Annotated in this window: 17 protein-coding genes; 10 read left to right on the top strand and 7 right to left on the bottom strand. The window is 60.5% G+C overall.

Annotated elements, in window-relative coordinates; genetic code table 11:
• The first annotated feature begins 284 nt into the window (after positions 1-284).
• On the top strand, positions 285-1166 hold the full coding sequence (locus ACSQ2Z_RS24865) for a Hint domain-containing protein (protein ID WP_436083867.1): 882 nt from the start codon (positions 285-287) through the stop codon (positions 1164-1166).
• 79 nt (positions 1167-1245) lie between these two features.
• Here the strand turns inward: ACSQ2Z_RS24865 and ACSQ2Z_RS24860 are convergent, their stop codons facing one another.
• The 5 genes from ACSQ2Z_RS24860 to ACSQ2Z_RS24840 all read right to left on the bottom strand — a co-directional run bounded on the left by ACSQ2Z_RS24860 (position 1246) and on the right by ACSQ2Z_RS24840 (position 5509).
• On the bottom strand, positions 1246-1968 hold the full coding sequence (locus tag ACSQ2Z_RS24860; protein WP_436083866.1) for a hypothetical protein: 723 nt from the start codon (positions 1966-1968) through the stop codon (positions 1246-1248).
• Between the two features lie 89 nt (positions 1969-2057).
• On the bottom strand, positions 2058-3419 hold the full coding sequence (locus ACSQ2Z_RS24855) for an FAD-dependent oxidoreductase (protein ID WP_436083865.1): 1362 nt from the start codon (positions 3417-3419) through the stop codon (positions 2058-2060).
• 113 nt (positions 3420-3532) lie between these two features.
• Positions 3533-4648 carry a nucleotidyltransferase family protein gene (locus ACSQ2Z_RS24850; protein ID WP_436083864.1) on the bottom strand — a complete coding sequence of 372 codons (1116 nt, stop codon included), beginning with the start codon at positions 4646-4648 and terminating at the stop codon, positions 3533-3535.
• A gap of 21 nt (positions 4649-4669) precedes the next feature.
• Complete coding sequence (locus ACSQ2Z_RS24845; protein ID WP_436083863.1) at positions 4670-5086, bottom strand: hypothetical protein; 417 nt, start codon at positions 5084-5086, stop codon at positions 4670-4672.
• A gap of 141 nt (positions 5087-5227) precedes the next feature.
• Positions 5228-5509 carry a hypothetical protein gene (locus ACSQ2Z_RS24840; RefSeq protein WP_436083862.1) on the bottom strand — a complete coding sequence of 94 codons (282 nt, stop codon included), beginning with the start codon at positions 5507-5509 and terminating at the stop codon, positions 5228-5230.
• A 405-nt stretch (positions 5510-5914) separates the two neighbouring features.
• Between ACSQ2Z_RS24840 and ACSQ2Z_RS24835 the strand changes: the two genes are divergently transcribed.
• The 9 genes from ACSQ2Z_RS24835 to ACSQ2Z_RS24795 all read left to right on the top strand — a co-directional run bounded on the left by ACSQ2Z_RS24835 (position 5915) and on the right by ACSQ2Z_RS24795 (position 21750).
• Positions 5915-6241, top strand: coding sequence for a hypothetical protein (locus ACSQ2Z_RS24835; RefSeq protein WP_436083861.1), 327 nt, complete (start codon positions 5915-5917; stop codon positions 6239-6241).
• Between the two features lie 672 nt (positions 6242-6913).
• The gene (locus tag ACSQ2Z_RS24830; protein WP_436083860.1) at positions 6914-13579 is read left to right on the top strand and encodes a hypothetical protein; all 6666 of its coding nucleotides are present in this window, start codon (positions 6914-6916) and stop codon (positions 13577-13579) included.
• A gap of 465 nt (positions 13580-14044) precedes the next feature.
• Positions 14045-14674: a LuxR C-terminal-related transcriptional regulator gene (locus ACSQ2Z_RS24825; protein ID WP_436084150.1), complete on the top strand. Its 630-nt coding sequence runs from the start codon at positions 14045-14047 to the stop codon at positions 14672-14674.
• Positions 14675-14854: 180 nt separating this feature from the next.
• Positions 14855-16045 carry an aminotransferase class V-fold PLP-dependent enzyme gene (locus tag ACSQ2Z_RS24820; protein WP_436083859.1) on the top strand — a complete coding sequence of 397 codons (1191 nt, stop codon included), beginning with the start codon at positions 14855-14857 and terminating at the stop codon, positions 16043-16045.
• A 22-nt stretch (positions 16046-16067) separates the two neighbouring features.
• Positions 16068-17009: an HpcH/HpaI aldolase/citrate lyase family protein gene (locus tag ACSQ2Z_RS24815; protein ID WP_436083858.1), complete on the top strand. Its 942-nt coding sequence runs from the start codon at positions 16068-16070 to the stop codon at positions 17007-17009.
• A 12-nt stretch (positions 17010-17021) separates the two neighbouring features.
• Positions 17022-18206 (top strand): malate--CoA ligase subunit beta, encoded by a 1185-nt coding sequence (locus ACSQ2Z_RS24810; RefSeq protein WP_436083857.1) that lies wholly within the window; start codon positions 17022-17024, stop codon positions 18204-18206.
• 13 nt (positions 18207-18219) lie between these two features.
• Positions 18220-19119: a succinate--CoA ligase subunit alpha gene (sucD, locus tag ACSQ2Z_RS24805; RefSeq protein WP_436083856.1), complete on the top strand. Its 900-nt coding sequence runs from the start codon at positions 18220-18222 to the stop codon at positions 19117-19119.
• Complete coding sequence (locus ACSQ2Z_RS24800) at positions 19120-20091, top strand: 2-hydroxyacid dehydrogenase (protein ID WP_436083855.1); 972 nt, start codon at positions 19120-19122, stop codon at positions 20089-20091.
• Positions 20092-20178: 87 nt separating this feature from the next.
• Complete coding sequence (locus ACSQ2Z_RS24795) at positions 20179-21750, top strand: BCCT family transporter (RefSeq protein WP_436083854.1); 1572 nt, start codon at positions 20179-20181, stop codon at positions 21748-21750.
• Between the two features lie 266 nt (positions 21751-22016).
• Here the strand turns inward: ACSQ2Z_RS24795 and ACSQ2Z_RS24790 are convergent, their stop codons facing one another.
• Both ACSQ2Z_RS24790 and ACSQ2Z_RS24785 read right to left on the bottom strand, forming a co-directional pair.
• Positions 22017-22886 carry a glycerophosphodiester phosphodiesterase gene (locus ACSQ2Z_RS24790; RefSeq protein WP_436083853.1) on the bottom strand — a complete coding sequence of 290 codons (870 nt, stop codon included), beginning with the start codon at positions 22884-22886 and terminating at the stop codon, positions 22017-22019.
• Between the two features lie 53 nt (positions 22887-22939).
• A complete protein-coding gene (locus ACSQ2Z_RS24785; RefSeq protein ID WP_436083852.1) occupies positions 22940-24004 on the bottom strand; it encodes an ABC transporter ATP-binding protein in 1065 nt (354 codons plus the stop codon).

Below are 24004 nucleotides of genomic sequence, written 5' to 3'. Positions count from 1 at the left end.
TTGGAAGAGGCAAGAGCCGGGGCGCCACGAAGCCTTATCGGCACTGTACAGTCAGGATGCAATCACAGCCTCAGCGAAAACTCCGGTCGTCCACGACCCGATCTTTGCGATGGTGGCGTTCAATCCGTCCATCAAAGGGCTGCGGCCCCCTCCGGCGCCTACGCCCTATAGCGCGCGCGAGTTACGGTGCATGCACGAAAAGAGCGATAGCCTGACACGGCATCCTGATGCAAAATCGACGTGTGTTTCCTGGACCGGTGTAAAAACCGAATGAGGAGAGGAAGATGTCCGGCAATGAACCAAAAATGCAGCTCAATCGGGCACGCCGTCACTCCCTCGGGTTGGCGGCCGCAACGAGCGCCAGAATTGCGGCGATGGGTACGCTTGCGGCGGCGGCAATGTTTCCGTCTTCGACCGAGGCCAGGGGAAGGAAATGGTGGAAACACGACGGCAAGCCCCATAGCCAGCCCGGAGGCAAATCCCATGGCCAGTCCGGGGGCAATGGCCAGTCCGGCGGCAGCCCGATGTGCTTCCTGCGCGGCACCGCCATCCTGACCCCGACGGGCGAGGTCTGCATTGAGGATCTTCAGATCGGTGATCGCGTTGAAACGGTGCGAGGCGAAGCCCTGGCGGTCAAATGGATCGGTCGCCATCTTTACAAGCGAAGCGGATCATCCTGGAATGACAGCGTCGTGCCGATCCGCATTTCGCGACACGCTCTTGACCATCAGACGCCCCACCGGGATCTCTATCTCTCTGCCGGTCACGCCCTGTTCATCGATGGTGTGCTCATCCGGGTGAAGGACCTGGTCAATGGGATCTCGATTGCGCCTGCCCTTCCGGAAAACCAGGAGATGATCGAATATTTCCACATTGTGCTCGATACCCATGAAGTGGTCCTGGCCGAGGGGCTTGCCGCCGAGACGTTCCTGCTCCAGTCCTATAACCACGAGGATTTCACCAACTTCGTCGAATTCGTGCGCCTCTATCCTGCCGATCAGACCACTGTCATGACGCCTTTCGCCCCCATCGTCGGCCTCGATTCCGGCCGAGAGCACCTGAAGGCGCTTCTGCCCCAGGGGGTCCGTCGCGCTTTTCAGATGCGTGAACTAATTCATGACATCTACGAAAGAATCGCCACACGCGCCCGGCAACAAATCCGCTGAGATCAGCAACCGCTATGCGCCAGCGGCGAAGCGGACGGCGTCTCGGATTTTTGATGCGGCGCCACTGCTGGGATTTATGCTATCGAGAGAGCAGCCTTTGCTTGCTCTGCAAGGAAGTCCTGGTTGGACTGCCTCTCCCGCGGTAAGTTGCGTTGTCAACGTGATGGACAATGCAGTCGACTATGTCGGTATCCCGCGTGTTTTCGTCTTGTGGAACGACGAGCCAACCCCGTTCGCGGGCCATGTGAAGCAAGAGCTGTTGGATCGTCGATTGATAGGCGCAGTAAGCTTCGCAGGGATCGCCGCAATAACCGTCCCAGCGGCCGATCTCGGTCTCTTTGAAGGCTGTGCGGCGACGCCATGATACGTGCGGGTCGATCTCCAACAGGACGACCAAATCGGGCTCGGCAGCCTGTGCGAACAACCTGAAAAGCTGAGTGAGTTCGATCCGCGCCCTGCAATGCGCCTTGGCAACGACGCGGTAATGCGACCCGTCCATCACCGTGACGCGGTCGCCGGAGCTTTGCTCCCGATGAAGTACCTGACCCACCGCGGAGAACCAGGAGGCAAGTAGGAACAGATAGAAATGCGTGCCAAGCAAGTCTTGCGCCGGTTCTCCCCGTTCCGGCCAGATAATCTCCCGCAGCAGCCCAAGCCGGCTGTCGGCAAAGTCATCCCCCAACGATATATCACTCTTGTTTAGATACCGAGCATCATACCCTCGGTCATTCAGATAGGGAGCGAGCTTTCGCGCAATGTGGGTTTTGCCCGCCCCGTCAATTCCTTCAATAGCTACCAGCATTTTCCGTCCTTGCTGATGATCGCCCGTGGCGCCGGCTTCAGCAGCCGGCCCATCTACGGGGTGTTCAAAATGGCTGCCAGTTCCTGATGCTACTGCGCCGCGGCCACCCGCCATTCGCCCGGTGCCGTCATGTCCTGCTTTTCGCGGAGATGAGCCGCGATGGCCGTTCCCACATAATATCCGCTCACGAGGGCCGGTACGAGCCCGCGGAACCGACCGACGACGTCGCCGCAATACCAAATGCGTCCGCAGTAATCTCGCAGACCCGCGTCGATGGCCGGAAAAGCGCCGACGCCCTCCACCGCCGGAAACAGGCAGACTGCCTCCGGCGTTGCCATGTCGGGAAACCGCTGGATGATCTTGCGCGCGCTCTCGGCGAGGATTCGGTAGAGTTCGGAAGGCAGCTGGGCGGCAACGTCGCCGCGGCGAAACTGTTGCTGCGGGAACCAGGGGCGACGAGCCGGCTCCGGATCGCGTTCGTTCGGTGCGGATGCGCCCCCAAGGAACTCGGCCAGCGGTTGCCATGTCGCCGGCACATCGTCCCCGAGCTGATGCCGCAGCTCCGCCCAGATCTGCCGGCCTTTGTCGAGGTTATCTCCCGTGAACCGCGCCAATAGCCCGAAATTGGAGTATCCGCTCGGCGGTCCGTCCGAGCGGCCGGAAAGCGCGGCGACATTGCCGTAGGGGATCATCCAGACTTCACCATCGCGGCAGGTGCAAAAAGTCCGCACCTCGGCTTCGGTTGCGTCCAGGATGTATTTGACGTCGGGCCGCTTCACCACCTCCAGGAAACCGACTCCGTTTGGATGTTCGATACGAATGCCGAACTCGTATCGCAAGTCGGTCATCTCCGGCGCTGGCAGCATGTCCGGCAGCGCCTGCGGACCAAAGCGTCCGGTTGCGATCGCAAGGTGATCGAAGGTGTCCTCTGCAATGGTTCCATCCGCTCCGCGGCTGCGCACCAAATAGCCGGCGGGCGAGGGGAGGATCGATAAGACGCGCGTATTGGCGCGGATCCTTTCGCGAAACTCGTGGCTCATGGCCGCAATCAGCGCGTTGCGTTGTTCAAGCGAGCCATAGGTTGATAGATAGGGCTTCGAAACCATGCTTTCATCTTCACCGGAAAAGCCGGGGGCAGCTTCATCGATCAAGGCGGGGGCTGATATACCGACCTCGGTCAGTTGGCACTGGATCGCGCCATAGGCTTGATGAAGGCGGGCGGAATTCTCCAGATTGTAAAGGTGCGTGCCGGAGGGAAAGAAGCTGAACTTGCCGTCCGAGAAAAGCCCGGCCCCGCCAATTCCGCTGCCCAGTTGGGCTGCCGCGTCGTGCTTGCGTTCGGCGAGCGTGGGGCCGGCCTCGAAGAGAACAAATTCGATTCCCTGTCTGGCGAGCGCCTGAGCAGTCGCAAGGCCAGCTGGCCCCCCTCCGATGATAGCCACGCATTCCATTATTTTCTCCTCATGAGGATGGGCATTGCGCTGCCATGCGGCGGCGTGTCCATGCCCGCTGTGATTGAAGTGTAAGAGGTGTTTGCCTACGAAACGGCTGCTGACGCTACGGTTCAGGCGAGTTGCAAGTCGCTTACGACGGTTCGCGACAGTAGTTTCGGGATGATATCTCCGAAGTCAGCCGGATCCGGCTGTCGTTGTGGATCTGGCATTAGCAGAGCCAGTACCTTTAAGGGCACCGGCGCGTCGAATAGACGCCGCACCTGCTCCAAAACGTAGAAGATTGCCGCCGAGAAACCGTATTTTGTCGCGACGGCAAGCAGTTCGGCCCAATCAATGTCTGCGGGGTGGAGACGCAGCAGCGCGTCAATATCCCCGAGCATCTGCAATTTTAGCGTGCCATGCTGATAGGCTTCAAAATAGATGCGCGCCGCGCTGAACCAGAGGGCGGCAGTGATCGATTGGCAAGGCACATCGTGGCCGAGCAGCTTGAGCGCGCGTGCGTGGCGCCAGACGTCAATCTCGTCCATGCCGGCCCCGAGATTGAAATGGATGTCGACGAACACCGGCATCCTTACTGATCCATCCTCTTGAACGAAGGACTTGATCTGCCGCAGTCTCCATTCCGGCGCGATCAGGCTCGTATCGAAACTCGGCCGTATCACCTCGACCTTGGTGACCGAATGAAGCGCGTATTTGTGCTCCAAGGTTTCGGGCGTGATCTTGCGGAACATGTGCGTGAAAACGCCGTCGGCGGGATTAAAGACGCCGTGCTTGTACCCGAGCCGGTAGAGTTCCTTCTGGACCCGCAGGACATCCGCCGTACGTACCATGATGTCCAGATCCTGCATCGGCCGCCACGCCGGGTCTGGATAGAGTAGGGCGGACAACAATGGCCCCTTGAACAAATAGTGCTCCAGGCCGCAGGCGCGGAAAAGGCCCAGAAGTTCACCAAGCAGACGGAACTGCACTTCGCTTCGCGCCTTGGACAATTGCGACCACGTGTGAATGTAGCTGATGACCCAAGCCGGCGTCCGGGAGATCAGGCCCAGTCGACCGAGGTGGAAGCCGCACAATGACAGCGTCTGATAGCTTTCCGCGCGCCATAGTACAAAGGGCCAATCCAGGTCCGGATCGACGATTTGTAGCAGGCGTTGATCGTCGGCGGGCGTCAGACACGGCCTGCAAGTCAAAAGGAGAAAGGTCTCCTCGCGGGACAGTTGAACCATCGTTTCTCTCCCTGGGTACTCTTAGGTTTTGATCTCGGCTCTCTTTGGCCTGGCGGCATCGTTTGCCTCGCCCTTCGTGAATGGCACTTCGAGCCCCGGGCCGACTGCGACGGTCGCTGACAATAGTTCCCGATAACGCCCCACTTGCCGGTCGAACTCGCCAAGGTCCTTGTCGAAGCCCTGACCGAAGATATCTGCCAGCGTGGCGTCCTCCTGTTCATCGGCCTCGCCTCCCGCCTGAGCGGTCATCCTGACGGCGTGGGATGCCAGAAGGCTGTAGGGAAACATCATCGGCAGTCCCGGCGTACCTGCGCCGCCGGGGCCGATATTGGCGGCAATATCCTGCATAATCGGAACCGCCAGCGTGCCCGCCAGCGTAATTACAAACTTGCCGCCGTTCTCTTCTACCGAATATCCAAAAAGCAAGGAGTCACTCATCTCATTCTCTCCGAACAAGTCGTTCCTCCAGAGATCGGAGCAGCTGCCGAGAGGCAGGTTGCCTGTGGTAAGGCAACCGTCCTCTGCCGCCGAATGAATCCAGGGGGAAACAGGGTCCTAAGCAAAGGTGGACCGTTCCGCCTAGGCGGTTCGGTGGATCGCGTAAGACTTGCGCCGGATGCTCTGCCCGCGCTTCCAGAGATAAATTTCCTGCCGCGCCAGAGCCAAGGCTCCGCGACCCGTCTTCAGCAAGTTCCAGTATTTCTTTTTGTTGCCAGCCGTCTGGTGCTTCTTGGCCAACGCGAAGCAGCTTCTGGCCAGACGCACATGTTTTCCGGCCGGAGAGGACCAGAAACCGCTGCTGGGTTTGGTCGACGATGTTGCACGCGCTGCTTGAAGGAAGGGGTTTTTTGCGTATGCCATTTGCATTCCTCCTCTTGGTTGCATTTAACTCTTAGCGCGAATAAAAATACTTGTCAATTTCAGGTTGTATAAGTTTTCTTGATTCTTTTTGAAAGCAAACGTTGCGGCAGACCTCATCGCCGCCGCAGGTCCGAGTGAGGCGTGGATGGTCGAGGGACGGCGTGGTCACAGAGGGGCCTCATAAGCCGCCTTCATCGTCAAGCAGACCGACGAAATCGTCTCGCCTTCCGCCTATATTCGATGAATATTGGAATTTCGGAGGTGAAGCCCGGCGGTTCAGGTATCTTGATCATGCCAGTCCCCTTAGGTGTCATTTCGCCCCTCCCGCACGTGACACCTAGAATATTCTGATGTCTTAAAACGTTAGCTCTCTCGTACACAACTCTCACCACAGGACAATCCTACATGAAACGCCTCGCCTTCGCCGCCGCCGCGGCTGTTCTTTTTGCCGGCCCCTCCTTCGCGGAAGACCTCGTCTTCACGCTGAAAAACGGGACGAGCGAAACGCTCACGCATTTTTATACATCGCCCGTCGGCGTGAACGATTGGGAGGGGGATGTTTTCGGTAACCAGGTTCTCGAACCGGGCGAAAGCATCGAACTGACGATCGCGGACGGGCGGACCGTCTGTGAGTACGATATGCGCATGGAATTCGAGGGAAGTACGAAACTCGATACCACCGAAGATAAGAAGAATCTCTGCGAACTCGGCGAGTATACGATCACCGAATAGGTGTCGCTGCCGCTCTGGTTTTACGCCGGAGCGGCATCTACATCCGCGATCGCCTTGGTGATTTCACCACCGGAGACGCCATGCTTCTTGACGGAGGTCGAGACGATTTCGGTTGGCGCCACGAGCCGGTCGGAGGACGTCGTCGATGGTATGCGGATATCCCGTTATGGTTGTTGCAACGTAGATAGATGGAGCTGCAGCCCTTTCAACGGCATTGCGGGCGGGACAGGCGTGCGCAAGGCGTTATTGCTGTTTTGAGGCAAGAGAGACGTGCGGTCCTCTCTCCCGGCAAACCTCCGCGGTGGGCGCGCCATGCTTCGCCTATTTCAGAACAAAGGCAATTTGCCCCTCGGAAAGACTTCGGACTTGATGGAACTCTGCTCGTCTCGCCGCAGAGATCATAACTGGAAAATAGCTGGCAAATGGCGCTCAATTTGCCGGGAGCACATCACAACTTCAGGTTCGGGCAAGCCAATTCACCTAAAATCCTTTCCTGTGAGGTGGTGGGCTTGAATGACCGGTAGCAATGTCAGCGTCCGGCCAGACAGGCAACACCAGCCGCTGGTCGTGGATGCGCTGCAGGTTCTTGCATGGAGGTCCATCCTCCTACAGGGCGACTGTCGGTAAATTAAATTGATTTAGACAATCGGCTTACATCAAGGGCTTTCACGCATGACCTCGACCATTTCTTCCCTGAGCACCGGTCAGATCAGGTCTCTTTCAATTGCGGCAGTATCGGCCTGGACCACGGAAGATGTGGCGTCGCTTTCCACAACTCAGATCAAAGCGCTTTCTTCAGTTCAAATCGCCGCTTTAGACACCGAGGATGTCGATGTTCTCAGCAGTCGGCAGTTGAACGCCATTTCACAAAGCGCCATCGTTGGTTTGACTCTGGATCAACTGGCTGTTCTGGATAAATATGACGTCGAAAGTTTGGGCTCGAGCCAGGTTGCAGCGCTCACCACGACGCAGATTAGTGCTTTAACGACGGGCCAGGCCGAAGCCTTGACCTCTTCTCAAGTCAGCGCCCTTCGCGCGTCGCAACTTGCGGCCTTGAACACGGATGACCTGGCAACCTTTTCAACCGCTGATATCGCGGCTATCGGAAGCGCGGTAGCGGGCCTGACCACGGATGTTATTGCCTCCCTTTCCACTGACCAGATTACGGCCTTTAGCACAAGCGCGGTTGCGAGCTTGACGACAGCACAGATCGGCGCATTGTCCTCCGGCCAGACTGCGGCATTGTCCGTCGCACAGGTCAAGACGTTGAATTCGCCGCAAGTCGCTGCCTTGGGCATGAACAATGTCACGGTATTGTCCACCGATCAGGTCGCTGCCCTCAGCACAAAGGGCGTCGCAGGCCTAACGACCGCGCAGATCGGGGCCCTGTCGACCGGCCAGGCCGAGGCACTATCCGCCTTGCAAGTGAACTCGCTGAGCTCAGGACAACTTGCGGCCCTGGGGACGGACGACATAGCGACATTTTCGACTGCTGACATTGCCGCGATCAGTAATAAAGCCATATCGGGTTTGACTACGGGCGTTATCGCGGCGCTTTCCACCGCTCAGATCGCCGCCTTGAGCACGAGCGCGGTCGCGAGCATGGCGACCGCCCAGATCGCTGCCCTGTCCACCGGCCAGGCTAAGGCGCTGTCGGCTTCACAGGTGAAGTCGCTTAGCTCGGGACAGCTTGCGGCCCTGGGGACAGACGACATAGCGACATTCTCGACCGCCGACATGGCCGCGATCAGTAATAAAGCCATATCGGGCTTGACCACGGGCGTTATCGTGTCGCTTTCCGCCGCTCAGGTCGCCGCCTTGAGTACGAGTGCGGTCGCGAGCCTGGCGACCACGCAGATCGCTGCCTTGTCTACCGGCCAGGCTGCGGCATTGTCCGTCGCACAGGTCAGGATATTGAGTTCGACGCAAGTGGCTGCCTTGAGCACGGACAATGTCACGGTATTGTCCACCGATCAGGTTGCCGCCCTAAGCACCAACGGCGTCGCAGGCCTAACGAGCGCGCAGATTGGCGCCTTGTCGACCAGCCAAGCTGAGGCGCTATCCGTCTTACAGGTGAAGTCGCTGAACGCCAGACAGCTTGCGGCCCTGGGGACAGACGACATAGCGACATTCTCGACCGCCGACATTGCCGCGATCAGCAACGCCATATCGGGCTTGACCACGGGCGTTATCGCGGCGCTTTCCACCGCTCAGGTTGCCGCCTTGAGCACGAGTGCGGTCGCGAGCATGGCGACCGCCCAGATCGCTGCCCTGTCCACCAGCCAAACTGAGGCGCTATCGGCTTCACAGGTGAAGTCGCTGAGCTCGGGACAGCTTGCGGCCCTGGGAACAGACGACATAGCGACATTCTCGACCGCCGACATGGCGGCGATCAGTAATAAAGCCGTATCTGGCTTGACCACAGGCGTTATCGCGTCGCTTTCCGCCGCTCAGGTCGCCGCCTTGAGCACGAGTGCGGTCGCGAGCCTGGCGACCGCACAGATCGCTGCCTTGTCTACCGGCCAGACTGCGGCACTATCCGTCGCTCAGGTGAAGACGCTGAGTTCGACGCAAGTCGCTGCCTTGAACACGGACAATGTCACGGTATTGTCCACCGATCAGGTTGCCGCCCTGAGCACGAGGGGCGTCGCGGGCCTCAGCACCGATCAGATTGACGCCTTTTCCACGGGCCAGGTTGAAGCCTTGTCCTCGACACAGATCGGTGTTCTCAGCTCTGCACAGCTTGCGGCCCTGGATATGGACGATATAGCAACTTTCTCGACCGGTGATATCGCGGCGATCAGCTCGAGTGCCATATTGGGATTGTCGACGGACCTCATCGGAGCCCTTTCCACTGACCAGGTCGCCGCCCTGAGTGTGAAGGCCGCTGGGAGCCTCAGCACCGATCAGATTGGAGCCTTGTCCACGGGCCAGATTGAAGCCTTGTCCTCGACACAGATCGGTGTTCTCAGCGCTACACAACTTGCGGTTCTGAATGCGGACGATATAGCAACTTTCTCGACCGGTGATATCGCGGCGATCAGCTCGAGTGCCATAGCTGGATTGTCGACGGACCTCATCGGGGCCCTTTCCACTGACCAGGTCGCCGCCCTGAGCACCTCTGGCATTGCGAGACTGAGCACGGACCAGATCGACGCCCTCAGCACCAGCCAGATCGTTGCTTTGAGCACCAAACAGATTGTGGTGCTGAGCTCGACGCAAGTCGCTGCCTTGAGCACGGATAATGTCGCGGCATTGTCCTCCGACAAGATCGCCGCCTTGAGCACGACTGGCATCAAGGGCCTGAGCACCGAACAGATTGACGCCCTGAGCACCAGCCAGATCGCCGCATTGAGCACCAGCCAGGTTGCAGCGCTGGGTTCGGGGCAAGTCGCTGCCTTGGGCACGAACGATATCGCGATCCTCTCGACCGACCGGATTGCCGCCCTAAGCACGGCTGGCATTGCAGGATTGAGCACCACACAGATCGTTGCCCTGAGCACCGATCAGGTTGGGGCCTTGACCACTGCTCAGGTTGGCACTCTCAACTCGACACAGGTCGCTGCCCTGGGTACGGACGACATAGCAACCTTCTCGGCCAAGGACATCGCTGCGATCAGTTTGAGTGCCATATCGGGCCTGTCCACCGCTGTTGTAACGGCCCTGTCCACTGATGAGATTGCCGCCTTGAGCGCGGCTGGCATTGCGGGACTGAGCACCAGCCAGATTGCCGCCCTGAGCACCAGCCAGGTCGCCGCTTTGAGCACCAAGCAGGTTGCAGCGCTGAATTCGGCGCAAGTCTCTGCCTTGGGCACGAACGATATAGCGATCCTCTCGACCGACCAGATTGCCGCCTTGGGTACAGCCGGCATTGCAGGACTGAGCACCAAACAGATCGTTGCTCTGACCACTGATCAGGTTGGGGCCCTGACCACTGCCCAGGTCGGCGCTCTCAGCTCGACACAGGTCGCTGCCCTGGGCACGGACGACGTAGCAACTTTCTCGACCAAGGACATCGCGGCGATCAGTTCGAGTGCCATATCGGGCCTGTCCGCCGCTGTTGCAGCAACCCTCTCGACCGACCAGATTGCCGCCCTGAGCACGGCTGGCATTGCGGGACTGAGCACGACGCAGATCGACGCCCTGAGCACCGGCCAGATTGAGGCCTTGTCGAGCAAGCAGATCAGCGTCTTCAGCTCCCAGCAAATCACGGCGCTTGATACGGACGACATCAAGGCGTTTTCGACCACGGACATCGCGGCGATCAGCGCGGATGTCATATCGGGTCTGTCGACAGATGTTATAGCAGCCCTCTCGACCGACCAGATTGCCGCCGTGAGCACGGCGGGCACTGCGGGATTAAGCACGAAGCAGATCAACGCCTTGAGCACCGATCAGGTTGCCGCATTGACCACTGCCCAGATCGGCGCTCTCAGCTCCAAACAAGTCGCTACGTTGAGCACGAACGATATAGCGGTCCTCTCGACCGACCGGATTGCCGCCTTGAGCACGGCTGGCATCGCGGGACTGAGCACCATAGATATCGTTACGTTGAGCTCTGACCAGGTTGAGGCCTTGACCACCGTTCAGATCAGCGCCCTCAGCTCCAAGCAAGTCGCTGCTTTGAGCGCTGATGACATCGCAACTTTCTCAACCGCCGATATCGCAGCGATCAGTTCGAGTGCCGTATCGGGATTGTCCACAGCTGTTGTAACGGCCCTTTCCACGGATGAGATTGCTGCCCTAAGCACGGCTGGCATTGCTGGCCTTTCCACGAGCCAGATCAATGCGTTGCGCACTGACCAGATTGAGGTCTTGTCGACCAATCAGGTCAGTGCTCTCAGCTCCAAACACGTTGCGGCCCTGGGCACCGATGACATAGCGGCTCTCTCGACGGACCAGATTGCCGCCTTGAGCACGGCTGGCGTTGCAGGACTGAGCACCACACAGTTCGTTACTTTGACTAACGACCAGCTTGAGGCTTTGACCACCGCCCAGGTCGGCGCTCTCAGCTCCGCCCAAGTCGCGGTTTTGGGAACGGACGACTTAGAGGCCCTCTCGCCCAAGAACATCGCGGCGCTTAGCTCGAGCGCCACATCGGGATTGTCGACAGACCTCATAGCGGCCCTTTCTGCCGACCAGATTGCCGCCTTCAGCACGGCCGGCATTGCGGGCCTTGCGACCGATCAGATCAATGCGTTGCGTACTGACCAGGTTGAGGCTTTGACCACTGCCCAGATCGGCGCTCTCAGCTCCAAACACGTTGCGGCCTTGGGTACAGACGACATGGCGGCCCTCTCGACCGACCAGATTGCCGCCCTAAGCGCGGCTGGCATCAAGGGCCTGAGCACCATCGATATTATTACGTTGAGCACTGACCAGCTTGAGGCCCTGACCACAGCCCAGGTTGCAACGCTGAGTTCGACGCAGATTGCAGCCTTGGGTACGGACGATCTGGAGGCCTTCTCAACCGCCGATGTCGCGGCGATCGGTTCGAGTGCCATATCAGGCTTGTCCACAGGCGCGATAGCCGCGTTTTCGACGGACAAGATTGCCGCCTTGAGCACGGCCGGCATTGCGGGCCTTTCCACAGACCAGATCAACGCGTTGAGCACCGACCAGCTTGAGGCATTGACACCCTCTCAGGTCAGCGCACTCAGCTCCAAACAGATTGCATCCCTGGGTATAGACGACATAGCGTCCCTTTCGACGGACCAGATCGCTGCCTTGAGCACGGCTGGCATTGCGGGCCTTTCCACTAGCCAGATCAATGCGTTGAGCACCGACCAGATCGAGGCGCTGTCCTCTGTCCAGGTTGCAATGTTGAGTTCGACGCAGATTGCATCCCTGGGTACGGACGATCTGGAGGCTTTCTCAACCGCCGACATCGCGGCAATCAGTTCGAGCGCCATTCCGGGCCTTTCCACGGACACAATCGCCGCGTTTTCGACGGACCAGATCGCTGCCTTGAGCGCGGGCGGTATCGCGGGCCTTTCCACCGGCCAGGTCGCCGCCTTGAATACCAGCCAGGTTGAAGCCTTGAACGCTGCGCAGGTTGCTGCGCTGAGCTCGAAGCAGATTGCGGTGCTCGGTATGGACCACCTCGAAACGTTCTCGACCGCCGACATCGCGGCAATCAGTTCGAGAGCCATAACAGGTCTGTCCACGAACACGATCGCCGCGCTTTCAACAGACCAGATCGCCGTGTTGAGCGCGGCCGGGATTGCGGGTCTTTCCACGGGCCAGATCGCTGCCTTGAGCACCGACCAGGTTGCCGTCTTGACCACTGCCCAGGTCGGCTCTCTCGGTTCCAACCAGGTGGCAGTTCTGGGCACCGACGATATAACGGCTCTCTCGACCAATCAGGTTGCCGCCTTGAGCACGAGCGGTATTGCAGGCCTGAGCAGCGATCAGGTCGGGGCATTGAGCGCCGAGCAGGTCGCAGCGCTTTCCACCAGCCAAATTGCCGCTTTGAGCGCGGATGGGCTTGCAGGCCTGACCGCGGAGGATCTGGAGGCATTCTCGACCGCTGAACTCGCGGCGATCAGCTCGACCGCTATAAAGGGACTGTCTGCAACCTTCATCGCGGCACTTTCCACTGCGGAGATCGCCGCTTTGGGCGCGGCTGGCATCAAAGGCCTGAGCAGCAATCAGGTCAGCGCCATGAGCACCGAGCAGATCGAAGCGTTTTCCACCAGCCAAATTGCCGCTTTGAGTGCGGGTGGGGTCGCAGGCTTGAGCACGGAGGACCTGGACACATTCTCAACCGCCGAACTCGCGTTGATCGGCACCGACGCCATAAAGGGTCTATCCACGGCTGTCATCGCGTCCCTTTCCACCGTCGAGATTGCCGGTTTGACGACAAGCCAGATTGGCTCGCTGGGGTACAACCAAGTGGCGGCGATGAGCACCAGCCAAATCGCGGCATTGTCCACGTCGCAGGTCGGCGCCCTGAACGCAATACAGGCCGCAGCGCTCGGCACAGACGACATAGCCCAGTTCTCCACCGATGATATCATCGTGTTAAGCACGAACGCTGTCGCTGGATTGAGCACCGGGGTCATTGCCGCCTTGACGACAGAGCAGGCCGAGGCTTTGACATCGGGCCAGGTCAGTGCCCTGACGTCTGCGCAAGTCGCGGCATTGACCACGGACGATCTGGCAACCTTCTCAACGGAAGATGTCGCGTCGTTCAGCTCAGCCGGTGTAGCGGGGCTGTCCACGGAAGACATTGCGAACCTGTCCAGCGAACAGCTGGACGCTTTGATGGACTCCCAGATGGGGGCTCTGAATTCGGATCAGATAGCGGCAGTCATTGGGGCTTATCTGGCAGTCTAATTTTTCTTCCCTGTCGACCCGAAATCCGCACGGGTTGCGAATTTCGACGAAGCCGGACGGTTTGGCGTCAATACTATGACGATGAACAGTCCGTGATGGGGGCGGCTTGGCAACCCATCGAGGCGATCTGATTTCCTTAGCACTCCGGCCGGATATCTTGAATAGTTCTTGTCTCAGCTCCCATATGCGACCGTATTCTGCTGATGAAGGACGGACTTTTGTCTGGACAAGGCGGATTTGGAAGCGGGACGCAGGCATGCGGACTACTCGTCGGTTTTGTTTCAACGAGCTTTCTGTGACAAACGGAAGGCCCTGTGTCGAATGCTGCAAGGGCACTCAGCTGAACAGCGAGGCGTTTTAGGACAAGTTTCGTCGCTCGACGATGAAACGTGGGTGATTTCTGATGTTAGTGTTCCCTCGGCGCTGGATATATCCGCATGGCCGGCATACGGCACAGGGAGGCACATGTCGCACGATGGAGGAGGCCGGGTTCTGGTTGCGGAGCGCAATCCGTTGGTGATTGCCGCTCTTCGCGGACTCTTTTCGGAAAACGCCAAGTTTTCCATCACAGATACGGCGCGGACATCCGCCGAACTCTGTGAGAAGCTGGCCTTCATCGAGATTGATTGTGTGCTGCTCTCATGGCAGCTCGAAGATGCCGAGGCTCCGGATGTGCTGGCGGATATCGGCCGTCTAGGCTTCGATCCAAAAATCGTGCTCTTTGCCGATACCAGTAATCCTGCGATGGTCAATGAGACGATCCGGCTCGGCGTGAACGGGCTTTGCTACCAGTTCGAAGACCCGGAGATTCTCTTCGCGACCCTCACCGCCGTGATGAAGGGTCGGATCTGCATTCCCTATACGATGCTCTCGAAAATCTCCAACACGCCCTTCCAACAACTCACCGCACGGGAGGCGGAACTGCTTGGCATGCTCGCCAACGGTTGGTCGAATACACAGATCGCCAGCCGCACCGGCATTTCTGAAAATACGGTGAAATACCACCTCAAGAATCTCTACGACAAGCTCGAAGTGCGCAATCGCGCCATGGCCGTCGCGCTTTACGCCAAGGAGCGCCGGCGCAACTCGGCTTGAGACTACCTGCGGGTAGGCCGCGCCCTACCCATCCTTTCCAGCAACCACCCATTAGGGCCGCGCTCGCGCTGCCCGTCAGGCATTCTTTTCTGCCTGAGCGAGTGTTGTGCGGACATGGCCCTAAAGGCAGTGTTGGCGTCGAGGAACAGTCCGACCGCGGACACTGTATCGGAGGATACCATGCCAGGTTACAATCATCTCTTCATTCCCGGCCCCACCAACATTCCCGAGCAGGTTCGCCAAGCGATGAACCTGCCGATGGAAGACATGCGTTCTCCGAAATATCCGGAGCTGACGCTGCCGCTCTTCGCCGACGTCAGACGCGTCTTCAAGAACGAGAAAGGCCGCGTCTTCATCTATCCATCCTCGGGCACCGGCGCCTGGGAAGCCGCGATGACCAACGTCCTCTCGCCCGGTGACAAGGTGCTGATGAGCCGTTTCGGACAGTTCTCGCATCTCTGGGTCGACATGGCAGAGCGCTTCGGTTTCGAGGTTGATTGCCTCGATATGGAGTGGGGCACCGGCGTGCCGGTCGAGCTCTATGCGGAAAAGCTGGCTGCCGACAAGGCGCACAAGATCAAGGCGGTCTTCGTGACGCATAACGAGACCGCGACCGGCGTGACCTCGGATGTCGCCGCCGTGCGTGCCGCCCTCGCTGCCTGCGACCATCCGGCACTGCTCTTCGTCGATGGCGTCTCCTCGATCGGCTCGATCGATTTCCGCCAGGACGAATGGGGCGTCGACTGCGCCGTTTCCGGTTCGCAGAAGGGCTTCATGCTGCCCGCCGGTCTCGGCTTTCTGTCCGTAAGTCAGAAGGCGTTGGAGGCGGCGAAGACCTCCCGCCACATGCGCTGCTACTTCTCCTTCGAGGACATGATCAAGACCAACGACACGGGCTATTTCCCTTATACACCGCCAACACAACTGCTGCGCGGTCTGCGTACCTCGCTGGACCTGATCTTCGAGGAAGGCCTCGAGAATATCTTTGTCCGACACCGTCACCTCGCCAACGGCGTCCGCGCGGCGGTCTCGGCCTGGGGCCTCAAGCTCTGCGCCACCGAGCCAAAATGGTATTCCGACACCGTCTCGGCAATCCATCTGCCCGAAGGCGTCGATGGCGCCGAGGTCATCCGCCACGCCTTCCGCACCTATAACACTTCACTCGGCAGCGGGCTGAGCAAGGTGGCGGGCAAGGTGTTCCGCATCGGCCATCTCGGCTCGCTGAACGAGGTCATGATACTCGGCGCGCTTTCCGCCGCCGAACTCACACTGCTCGACTGCGGCGTGAAGATCGAGCCGGGCTCGGGCGTGGGTGCGGCGATCAACCAGTTCCGCTCCGCCGCCGCGACGACAACCGCCAAGGCAGCTTGAAGAACAAGAAGGGGAGGATTTCATGAGCCATACGATAAACCATTTGCGCCGGTTGCGGCTGCAACGCAGCGAGCTCGCCGTGCCGGGATCGAATCCCGAGATGATCGAGAAGGCGGTCAATTCGGATGCTGACTACATCTTCCTCGACATCGAGGATGCCGTTGCGCCGCCGGACAAGGAGCGCGCCCGCGTCAATATCGTTGCGGCACTCAACCAGATCGACTGGCGCGGTCGCGGCAAGACGATCTCGGTCCGCATCAACGGGCTGGACACGCACTACATGTACCGCGACGTTGTCGACCTCATGGAACAGGCCGGCGACCGGATCGATACGCTGCTGGTGCCGAAGGTGGGCGTGCCCGCCGATCTTTACATGGTCGAGGCGATGGTCAACCAGATCGAGATCGCCAGGGGCTACAAGACGAGGGTCGGTATCGAGGCCCTGATCGAGACCGCGCTCGGCATGGCCAATGTCGAGGCCATCGCTGCTTTCGGCGGCAGGCTCGAGGCCATGCATTTCGGCGTCGCCGACTATGCCGCGAGCCTCAAAGCCCGCACGGTTAATATCGGCGGCCTCAACCCCGATTATCCCGGCGACCAGTGGCATTTCGGCCTGTCGCGCATGACGGTCGCCTGCCGCGCCTATGGCCTGCGCGCCATTGACGGCCCCTTCGGCGATTTCTCCGATCCCGACGGCTACATGGCGGCCGCCCGCCGTGCCGCGGCCCTCGGCATCGAGGGCAAGTGGGCCATCCATCCGAGCCAGATCGTTCTCGCCAATGACATCTTCTCGCCGCCCGAGAAAGAGGTCGATCGAGCCCGACGCATCATCGATGCGCTGAAGGTTGCCGAACGCCAGGGCAAGGGCGCCGCCTCGCTCGACGGCAAGATGATCGACGCCGCTTCCGAGCGCATGGCGCGCAACGTGCTTGCCACACATGAAGCCATTACGGCCAACCGCTGAGAGGAGGAAGACATGGATATCCACGAATACCAAGCCAAGGAACTTCTCTCCCGCTACCAGATCCACATTCCACGCGGCGGGCTGGCATACAGCCCGGAACAAGCAGCCTATCGCGCGAGCGAGATCGGCGGCAACCGTTGGGTTGTGAAGGCGCAGATCCATTCAGGTGCGCGCGGCAAGGCGGGCGGCATCAAGCTCTGCTGCTCCGATCATGAGATCGTCGAGGCTGCCGATGCCATGCTGGGCGTCAAGCTGGTGACGCACCAGACCGGGCCGCAGGGCAAGCTGGTCAGCCGCCTCTATGTCGAGGAGGCGATGGACATCGAACGCGAGATCTATCTCGGCTTTGTACTCGACCGCAAATCCGAGCGTATCATGATCGTCGCCTCGTCCTCGGGCGGAATGGAGATCGAGGAGATCGCCGAGGCCGAACCCGACTCCATCATTCGCGCCACCGTCGATCCCGGCGTCGGCATGCAGGACTTCCAGGCCCGCGAGATCGCATTCGGGTTGGGCATCGACAATGCCTTGATCGGCCGCGCCACGCAGACGCTGCTCGGCTGCTACCGCGCCTTCGTCGATTATGACGCCGCAATGCTGGAGATCAATCCGCTGGTCGTGACCCGCGGCGGCGACCTCGTGGCGCTCGACGCCAAGATGAGCTTCGACGAGAATGCGCTCTTCCGCCGGCCGCATATTGCCGAGATGCGTGACAAGAGCCAGGAAGACCAGCGCGAGACGTTCGCTTCCGACCGCGGCCTCTCCTATGTCGGTCTCGATGGCAATATCGGTTGCATCATCAATGGTGCGGGGCTCGCCATGGCAACCATGGACATGATCAAGATCGCCGGAGGCGAGCCCGCGAACTTCCTCGATATCGGCGGCGGCGCCTCGCCCGAACGGGTGGCTAAATCCTTCCGCGCGGTGTTGCGCGACAGAAACGTCGAGACGATCCTCGTCAACATCTTCGCCGGCATCAACCGCTGCGACTGGGTCGCCGAGGGCGTGATCAAGGCGTTGAAGGAAGTCGGTGTCCCGGTCCCACTCGTCGTCCGGTTGTCGGGGACTAACATGGAGGAGGGCCGACGAATCCTTGCCGAGTCAGGTGAAGATATCATCGTTGCGGAAACGCTTGCGGAGGCTGCCGACAAGGCAGTTGGCGCGTGGCGCGCCTTCGCTGCAAACAAGGCTGCTTGAGGGAGATCGAGACATGTCCATTCTACTCGACAAGAATACCCGCGTCATCGTCCAGGGCTTCACCGGCAAGATCGGCAGCTTCCATGCCGAAGACATGAAACGCTACGGCACCAACGTGGTCGGCGGCGTCACCCCAGGGAAGGGCGGTCAAGCCCATCTCGGCATGCCGGTTTTCAACACGGTGAAGGGCGCGGTGCAGGAAACCGGCGCGGAAGCCTCGATCGTCTTCGTGCCGCCGCCCTTCGCTGCCGACTCGATCATGGAAGCGGCGGATGCGGGCATAAGGCTCTGCGTCTGCATCACCGACGGCATTCCCTCCCAGGACATGATCAGGGTCAAGCGATATATGAAGCGTTATCGCTTCGAGGATCGCATGACCCTGATCGGGCCGAACTGCGCCGGCATGATCACGCCCGGTCAGGCGATGATGGGCATCATGCCGGGCTCGATCTACCTGCCGGGCGGCATCGGCATCGTGGGCCGCTCCGGCACACTCGGCTACGAGGCAGCGAGCCAGATGAAGGCACTTGGCATTGGCGTCTCGACCTCGGTCGGCATCGGCGGCGACCCGGTCAACGGCTCGTCCTTCAAGGACATGCTGGAGCTCTTTGAAAAAGATTCCGGCACGGACGCGGTGCTGATGATCGGCGAGATCGGTGGCCCGCAGGAGGCAGAGGCCGCGCTCTGGGCACGCGACAACATGAAGAAGCCGCTGATCGCCTACATTGCCGGCCTCTCCGCCCCGAAGGGCCGCCGCATGGGCCATGCCGGCGCGATCATCTCCGCCTTCGGGGAATCGGCACAGGAAAAGGTCGAGATCCTGAAAGGCGCAGGCGTCACCATCGTGCCGACGCCATCCGCCTTTGGCGAGACGGTGGCCGAGGTGCTGTCGGCCATGAGCAAGGCTGCCTGAATGGCAAAGCCCCGCGTGCTCGTAACCCGGCGCTGGCCGGAAGAAGTGGAGCGCGTGCTACAAGCGCGCTTCGACACCACGTTGAATGAAGCCGATCGTCCTCTCACCGGAACGGAATTCGTCTCGGCGATGAAGGATTACGATGCTGTCCTGCCGACTGTCAGCGACAGGCTGCCATCGGGACTCTTCGGTGAGCCGGGGCTGCGCGCCAGAATCCTCGGAAATTTCGGCGTCGGCTTCAACCATATCGACATATCAGCCGCCAAGGCGGCCGGCATCATGGTTACCAACACGCCCGGCGTGCTAACCGACGCCACCGCCGATATCGCGCTCACCCTGATGCTGATGATCGCCCGCCGCGCTGGTGAAGGCGAAAGGCAGCTTCGGGCCGGTGAATGGAAGGGCTGGTGCCCCACCCACATGCTGGGTAGCCAGCTCAGCGGCAAGACACTTGGCATCATCGGCATGGGGCGGATCGGCAAGGCCACCGCCCGCCGCGCCCATTTCGGCTTCGGCATGAAGATTGTCTTCTTCAATCGCTCGGATGTCGATGACGACGAGACGCGGGCCATGAACGCGGAGCAGATGACTTCAATAGACAGGTTGATGGCCGCGAGCGATTTCGTCTCGCTGCATTGCCCCGGCGGCGCCGAGAACCGGCATATCGTGGATGCACGGCGGCTCGCGCTGATGAAGCCCGGTGCATATGTCATCAACACGGCGCGGGGCGATGTCGTCGATACTCCAGCCCTCGTCGCGGCGCTGACGTCACGGTCGATCGCGGGCGCGGGACTCGACGTCTATGAGGCCGAGCCCGCCATTCCCGCTGGGCTCGTCGACCTCGAAAATGTAGTTCTTCTTCCGCACCTCGGCAGCGCGACATCAGAGACGCGGACGGCAATGGGCATGAAGGTGGTGGAGAACATCACCGCCTTCTTCGACGGTCACGATCCGCCGGACAGGATCGCATGAATGGGCAGGCGGTCCGCGGGAGAGTGGGGGTGGGCGCATTTATTAAACAAAGGGAAATAGTCAACACATAAATATGGAGGGATAAACATGTCGACCACAGACAGACTGCGAAGCATAGATCCGGCGGTATTCTGGCCGGCCATAGCGATAACGGCCGGGTTCATCTCATGGGGAGCGGTGGCTCCAGACAGCCTCGCTTCCGTCACCCAAGCTACGCTTTCGGCGATTATCAGCGGTTTCGGATGGGGCTTTGTTGTCTCGACCGCGTTGTTCCTGGTCTTTGCCGGGTTCCTGGCGATCAGCCGTTTCGGCAAGATCAAGCTCGGGGCCGATGACGAACTTCCGGAATTCCGGACAGTTTCGTGGGTGTGCATGATGTTCAGTGTCGGCATGGGCATCGGCCTGATGTTCTGGGGCGTTGCCGAGCCAGTTTTCCATTTTGGCGCACCGCCTCACGGGCTGGCGGCCGCGCAATCCAAGGAAGCCGCGCTGGTCGCGATGAAATATTCTTATTTTCATTGGGCGCTGCACCCTTGGGCGATCTATGCCATTGTCGGCCTGGCGATCGCCTACTTCACCTACCGCAAGGGCTTGCCAATCCTGATCTCGAGCGCATTCACCCCCCTTCTCGGCAGCGCCGTCAGCGGGCCGATTGGCAAGACGATCGATATCCTCGCCGTCATCGCCACGCTGTTCGGTACTGCGACATCGCTCGGCCTTGGCGCCCAGCAGATCAACAGCGGTCTGAATTTTCTCTGGGGAACCGGCGAGGGGACAGGCATTGCGCTTGCGATCATCGCGGTGCTGTCGGTGCTGTTCATCCTGTCGGCAGTGTCCGGGGTGGGCAAGGGCGTTCAGTTCCTCAGCAACATGAACATGGTGGTCGCTGCCGCGTTACTGCTGTTCCTGGCCATCGTCGGACCGACCATCTTCATTCTCAACACCTTCACCGAAGCGCTTGGCGACTACCTGGCCGATCTCGTCACCATGTCGTTCCGCACCGCCGCCTTCAGCGACGGCAAATGGCTGGGCAGCTGGACGATCTTCTACTGGGCCTGGTGGGTATCCTGGGCACCTTTCGTCGGCGTGTTCATTGCGCGCATCTCCAAGGGACGGACCATCCGCGAATTCGTCATTGGCGTTCTGCTCATTCCGAGCGGCGTAACCTTCCTCTGGTTCACCATCATGGGCGGCACCGCGCTGCATTCCGAACTGATGGGAATTGGCGGCCTGGTCGAGGCGGTCAACAACAAAGGTGCCGCTATCTCGCTGTTTGCCCTCCTCGAACAATATCCAGGAACAGCGTTCACCTCGTTCGTCGCGATCTTCCTTGTCGCCATCTTCTTCGTCTCGGGAGCGGATGCCGCCTCAATCGTGATGGGTATGCTGTCGTCTCGCGGCACGCTTGAGCCAGCACGCGGCGTCGTCGTCCTCTGGGGCGTCCTTGCAGGAGCGTCAGCCTGCGTGTTGCTGGTGATGGGAGGCTTGCAGGGTCTGCAGACCGCATCGATCATCGCGGCCGCGCCCTTCCTCGTCGTCATGGTCGGGCTGTGCGTCTCCTTATGGATGGCGCTGTTGGACGACCTCGAAGGGGTGAGCGAACAAGCTCCTCCCATAGCCGAAGGCTCACCATTGGCCGATGCGGTCGCGGCTGAGTAGTCACTGCGACTTCATCCAGGCGCTAACTAGCCGCACCTGAAAATAACCTTCAGGTGCGGATTGGGCGGGGAGCGAGCGCCGATAAAATCCATCCGGTCCGCTCTTCATCCTGACCAAGCCAAAAGGCTTGTCCAGCGTGACACCGACTTCGCGCTCTATAGAGAACGTAACTTGTCTGCCAGAAACGCCTCGGGTTCGACGTCTTCCAGCGGCTCTAGTTCCGGGCGGGCCACAGGACCGAGACACCGGCCGCCAGCGGAACATGCTCAAAGCGAGCGGATCAGGCGGAAGATCTCGCTCGAAACATCGGTCGTGATCTGGTGCACTTTCGCCTCCACGAGCGTACGCAGGATGGCGTCGCTGGTGTCCCCGCCGGGATTGATCGTCCAGGCGTCCGTCTCGATGCCGAGGTCGAGAAGGCGCGCAACGAGGGGGAAGCCCTGGCTTTCCGCGGCAACGATGGCATCGAACCGGAGATAGACGAGGCTCACGCCGGCGCTGCGCCGCTCGATGTGGCGCAGCAGCCGCTCCGGATCGCGCAGACCTGGCTGGCGGGATACCTCCAGCCTCGGGTCGTAGCCGAGCCGGGCTCCGGGAATGGCGGCGACGAGACGGCATGCATCATCCAGATGATGTGATCCGACGACGATGGCGTCCTCCAGCCCGGCGACGGCCGCTGCCGCATCGGCGATCGCCGAATCCGGGAGGGAGTGTCCTTGGAGCAGCTTGAGGTCGAGCTGAAGGTTGGCTGATGGCGCTCTCGGCCGCCCTCGAAGCGGGGCTATCAGTTCGGCGAGCGACAGCACCGGTGCGTCGGGGTCGGGGGCACCTTCGGCGTTTCGGTGGAAAAGTCCCCTCAGCGATGTGATCGGCATGCGCGGAACGCGGCCGCGGCCGGTCGTTGAGGGACCGAGCGTCGGATCGTGGAGAACCGCGAAGCGGCCATCGGCGGTGGCGAGTATGTCGACCTCGAGGCTCGCGCCGAGCTGCCAGCCGAGGGCGAGGTTCGAGCGCTTGAAGGGCGCTTCGGCGAGGTGCGTGCGCAGTTTGTGCCACTTCAGCCGGACAGGGCCGTACGGACCCTCGACTACCACCGGCGTGTTCGACGTCAGGTTGCTCGTCTCAAACGCTGCCACTGGCGCGCCCTCCTCTCCGCCTCGAGAAATGGGGCGGCTGTCGCTCGGTCGTGTCAAGCCGGTTCACGGATATGCGCGCCCGCAATGAGCTTCTGCCGCGTCGTCTCGAACACAAGCGAATTCTCGGGAAGGAAACCGATCTTTACCTGCTCGCCTGTCGCGTGCCCGGCGGACGAACCCTGTTCAAGCACGCGAACTGCGCCCACGCTGGTTTCAACGACATAGAGGATCTCGCGGCCCATCGGCTCGATCTGCGCGATCTGGCCGGCAAAGCCGGTATCACCGATCCTGAGGTGCTCCGGCCTCAGCCCGACCGTCAGCGACCCCGACGCGCCCTCGACCGGAAATCTGGCGCCGTTCACGGTGACCGTGCCACTCTCGGCTTCGCCAGCAATGAGGTTGATGGGCGGTGAGCCGATGAAACCGGCTACGAACAGGCTCGAGGGCCTGAGATAGAGGTCGTCCGGCGTTCCGACCTGTTCGATCCGGCCGGCGCGCATGCAGATGATACGGTCAGCCATCGTGGTCGCCTCGATCTGATCATGCGTGACGAGGACGGTCGTCACGCCGAGCTGCGCGTGCAGCGACTTGATCTCGGTCCGCATCGAAAGGCGAAGGGACGCATCGAGGTTGGAAAGCGGCTCGTCGAGAAGCAGCAGCTGCGGCTCCTTCACGAGGGCGCGCGCAAGGGCGACGCGCTGCTGTTGACCGCCGGAAAGCTCGCCGGGGCGACGGTCCAGCAGTTCAGCGACCCGAACAAGATCCGCCGCTGCCTTCACTCGGCCGAGAGCTTCGTCGCGGGGCGTTTTCTTGAACCGCAGCGGAAACAGGATGTTGTCGCGCACGCTCATGTGCGGGTAGAGAGCGTAGGATTGAAAGACGATGCCGACATTGCGGTCGCGTGCCTCCACCTCGTTGACGACATGGCCGTCAAAGAGGAGCTCGCCGCCACTCGGAAGGTAGATGCCGGCGAGCATGAACAGGCTCGTCGACTTGCCGCAGCCGGAGGGGCCGAGAAGTGCGACGAACTCGCCGTCCTCAATGACGAGGTTCATTTCGGGGATGACCTCGACGGCGCCGAAGCTCTTCACCACGTTACGGAATTCGATCTTCGCCAT

It is taken from the genome of Pararhizobium sp. LjRoot235 (assembly GCF_964254145.1).
In the GTDB taxonomy this organism is placed as follows: domain Bacteria; phylum Pseudomonadota; class Alphaproteobacteria; order Rhizobiales; family Rhizobiaceae; genus Pararhizobium.
Note: the sequence above shows the minus strand (reverse complement) of the source record. Positions and strands in the feature narration are given on the sequence as shown.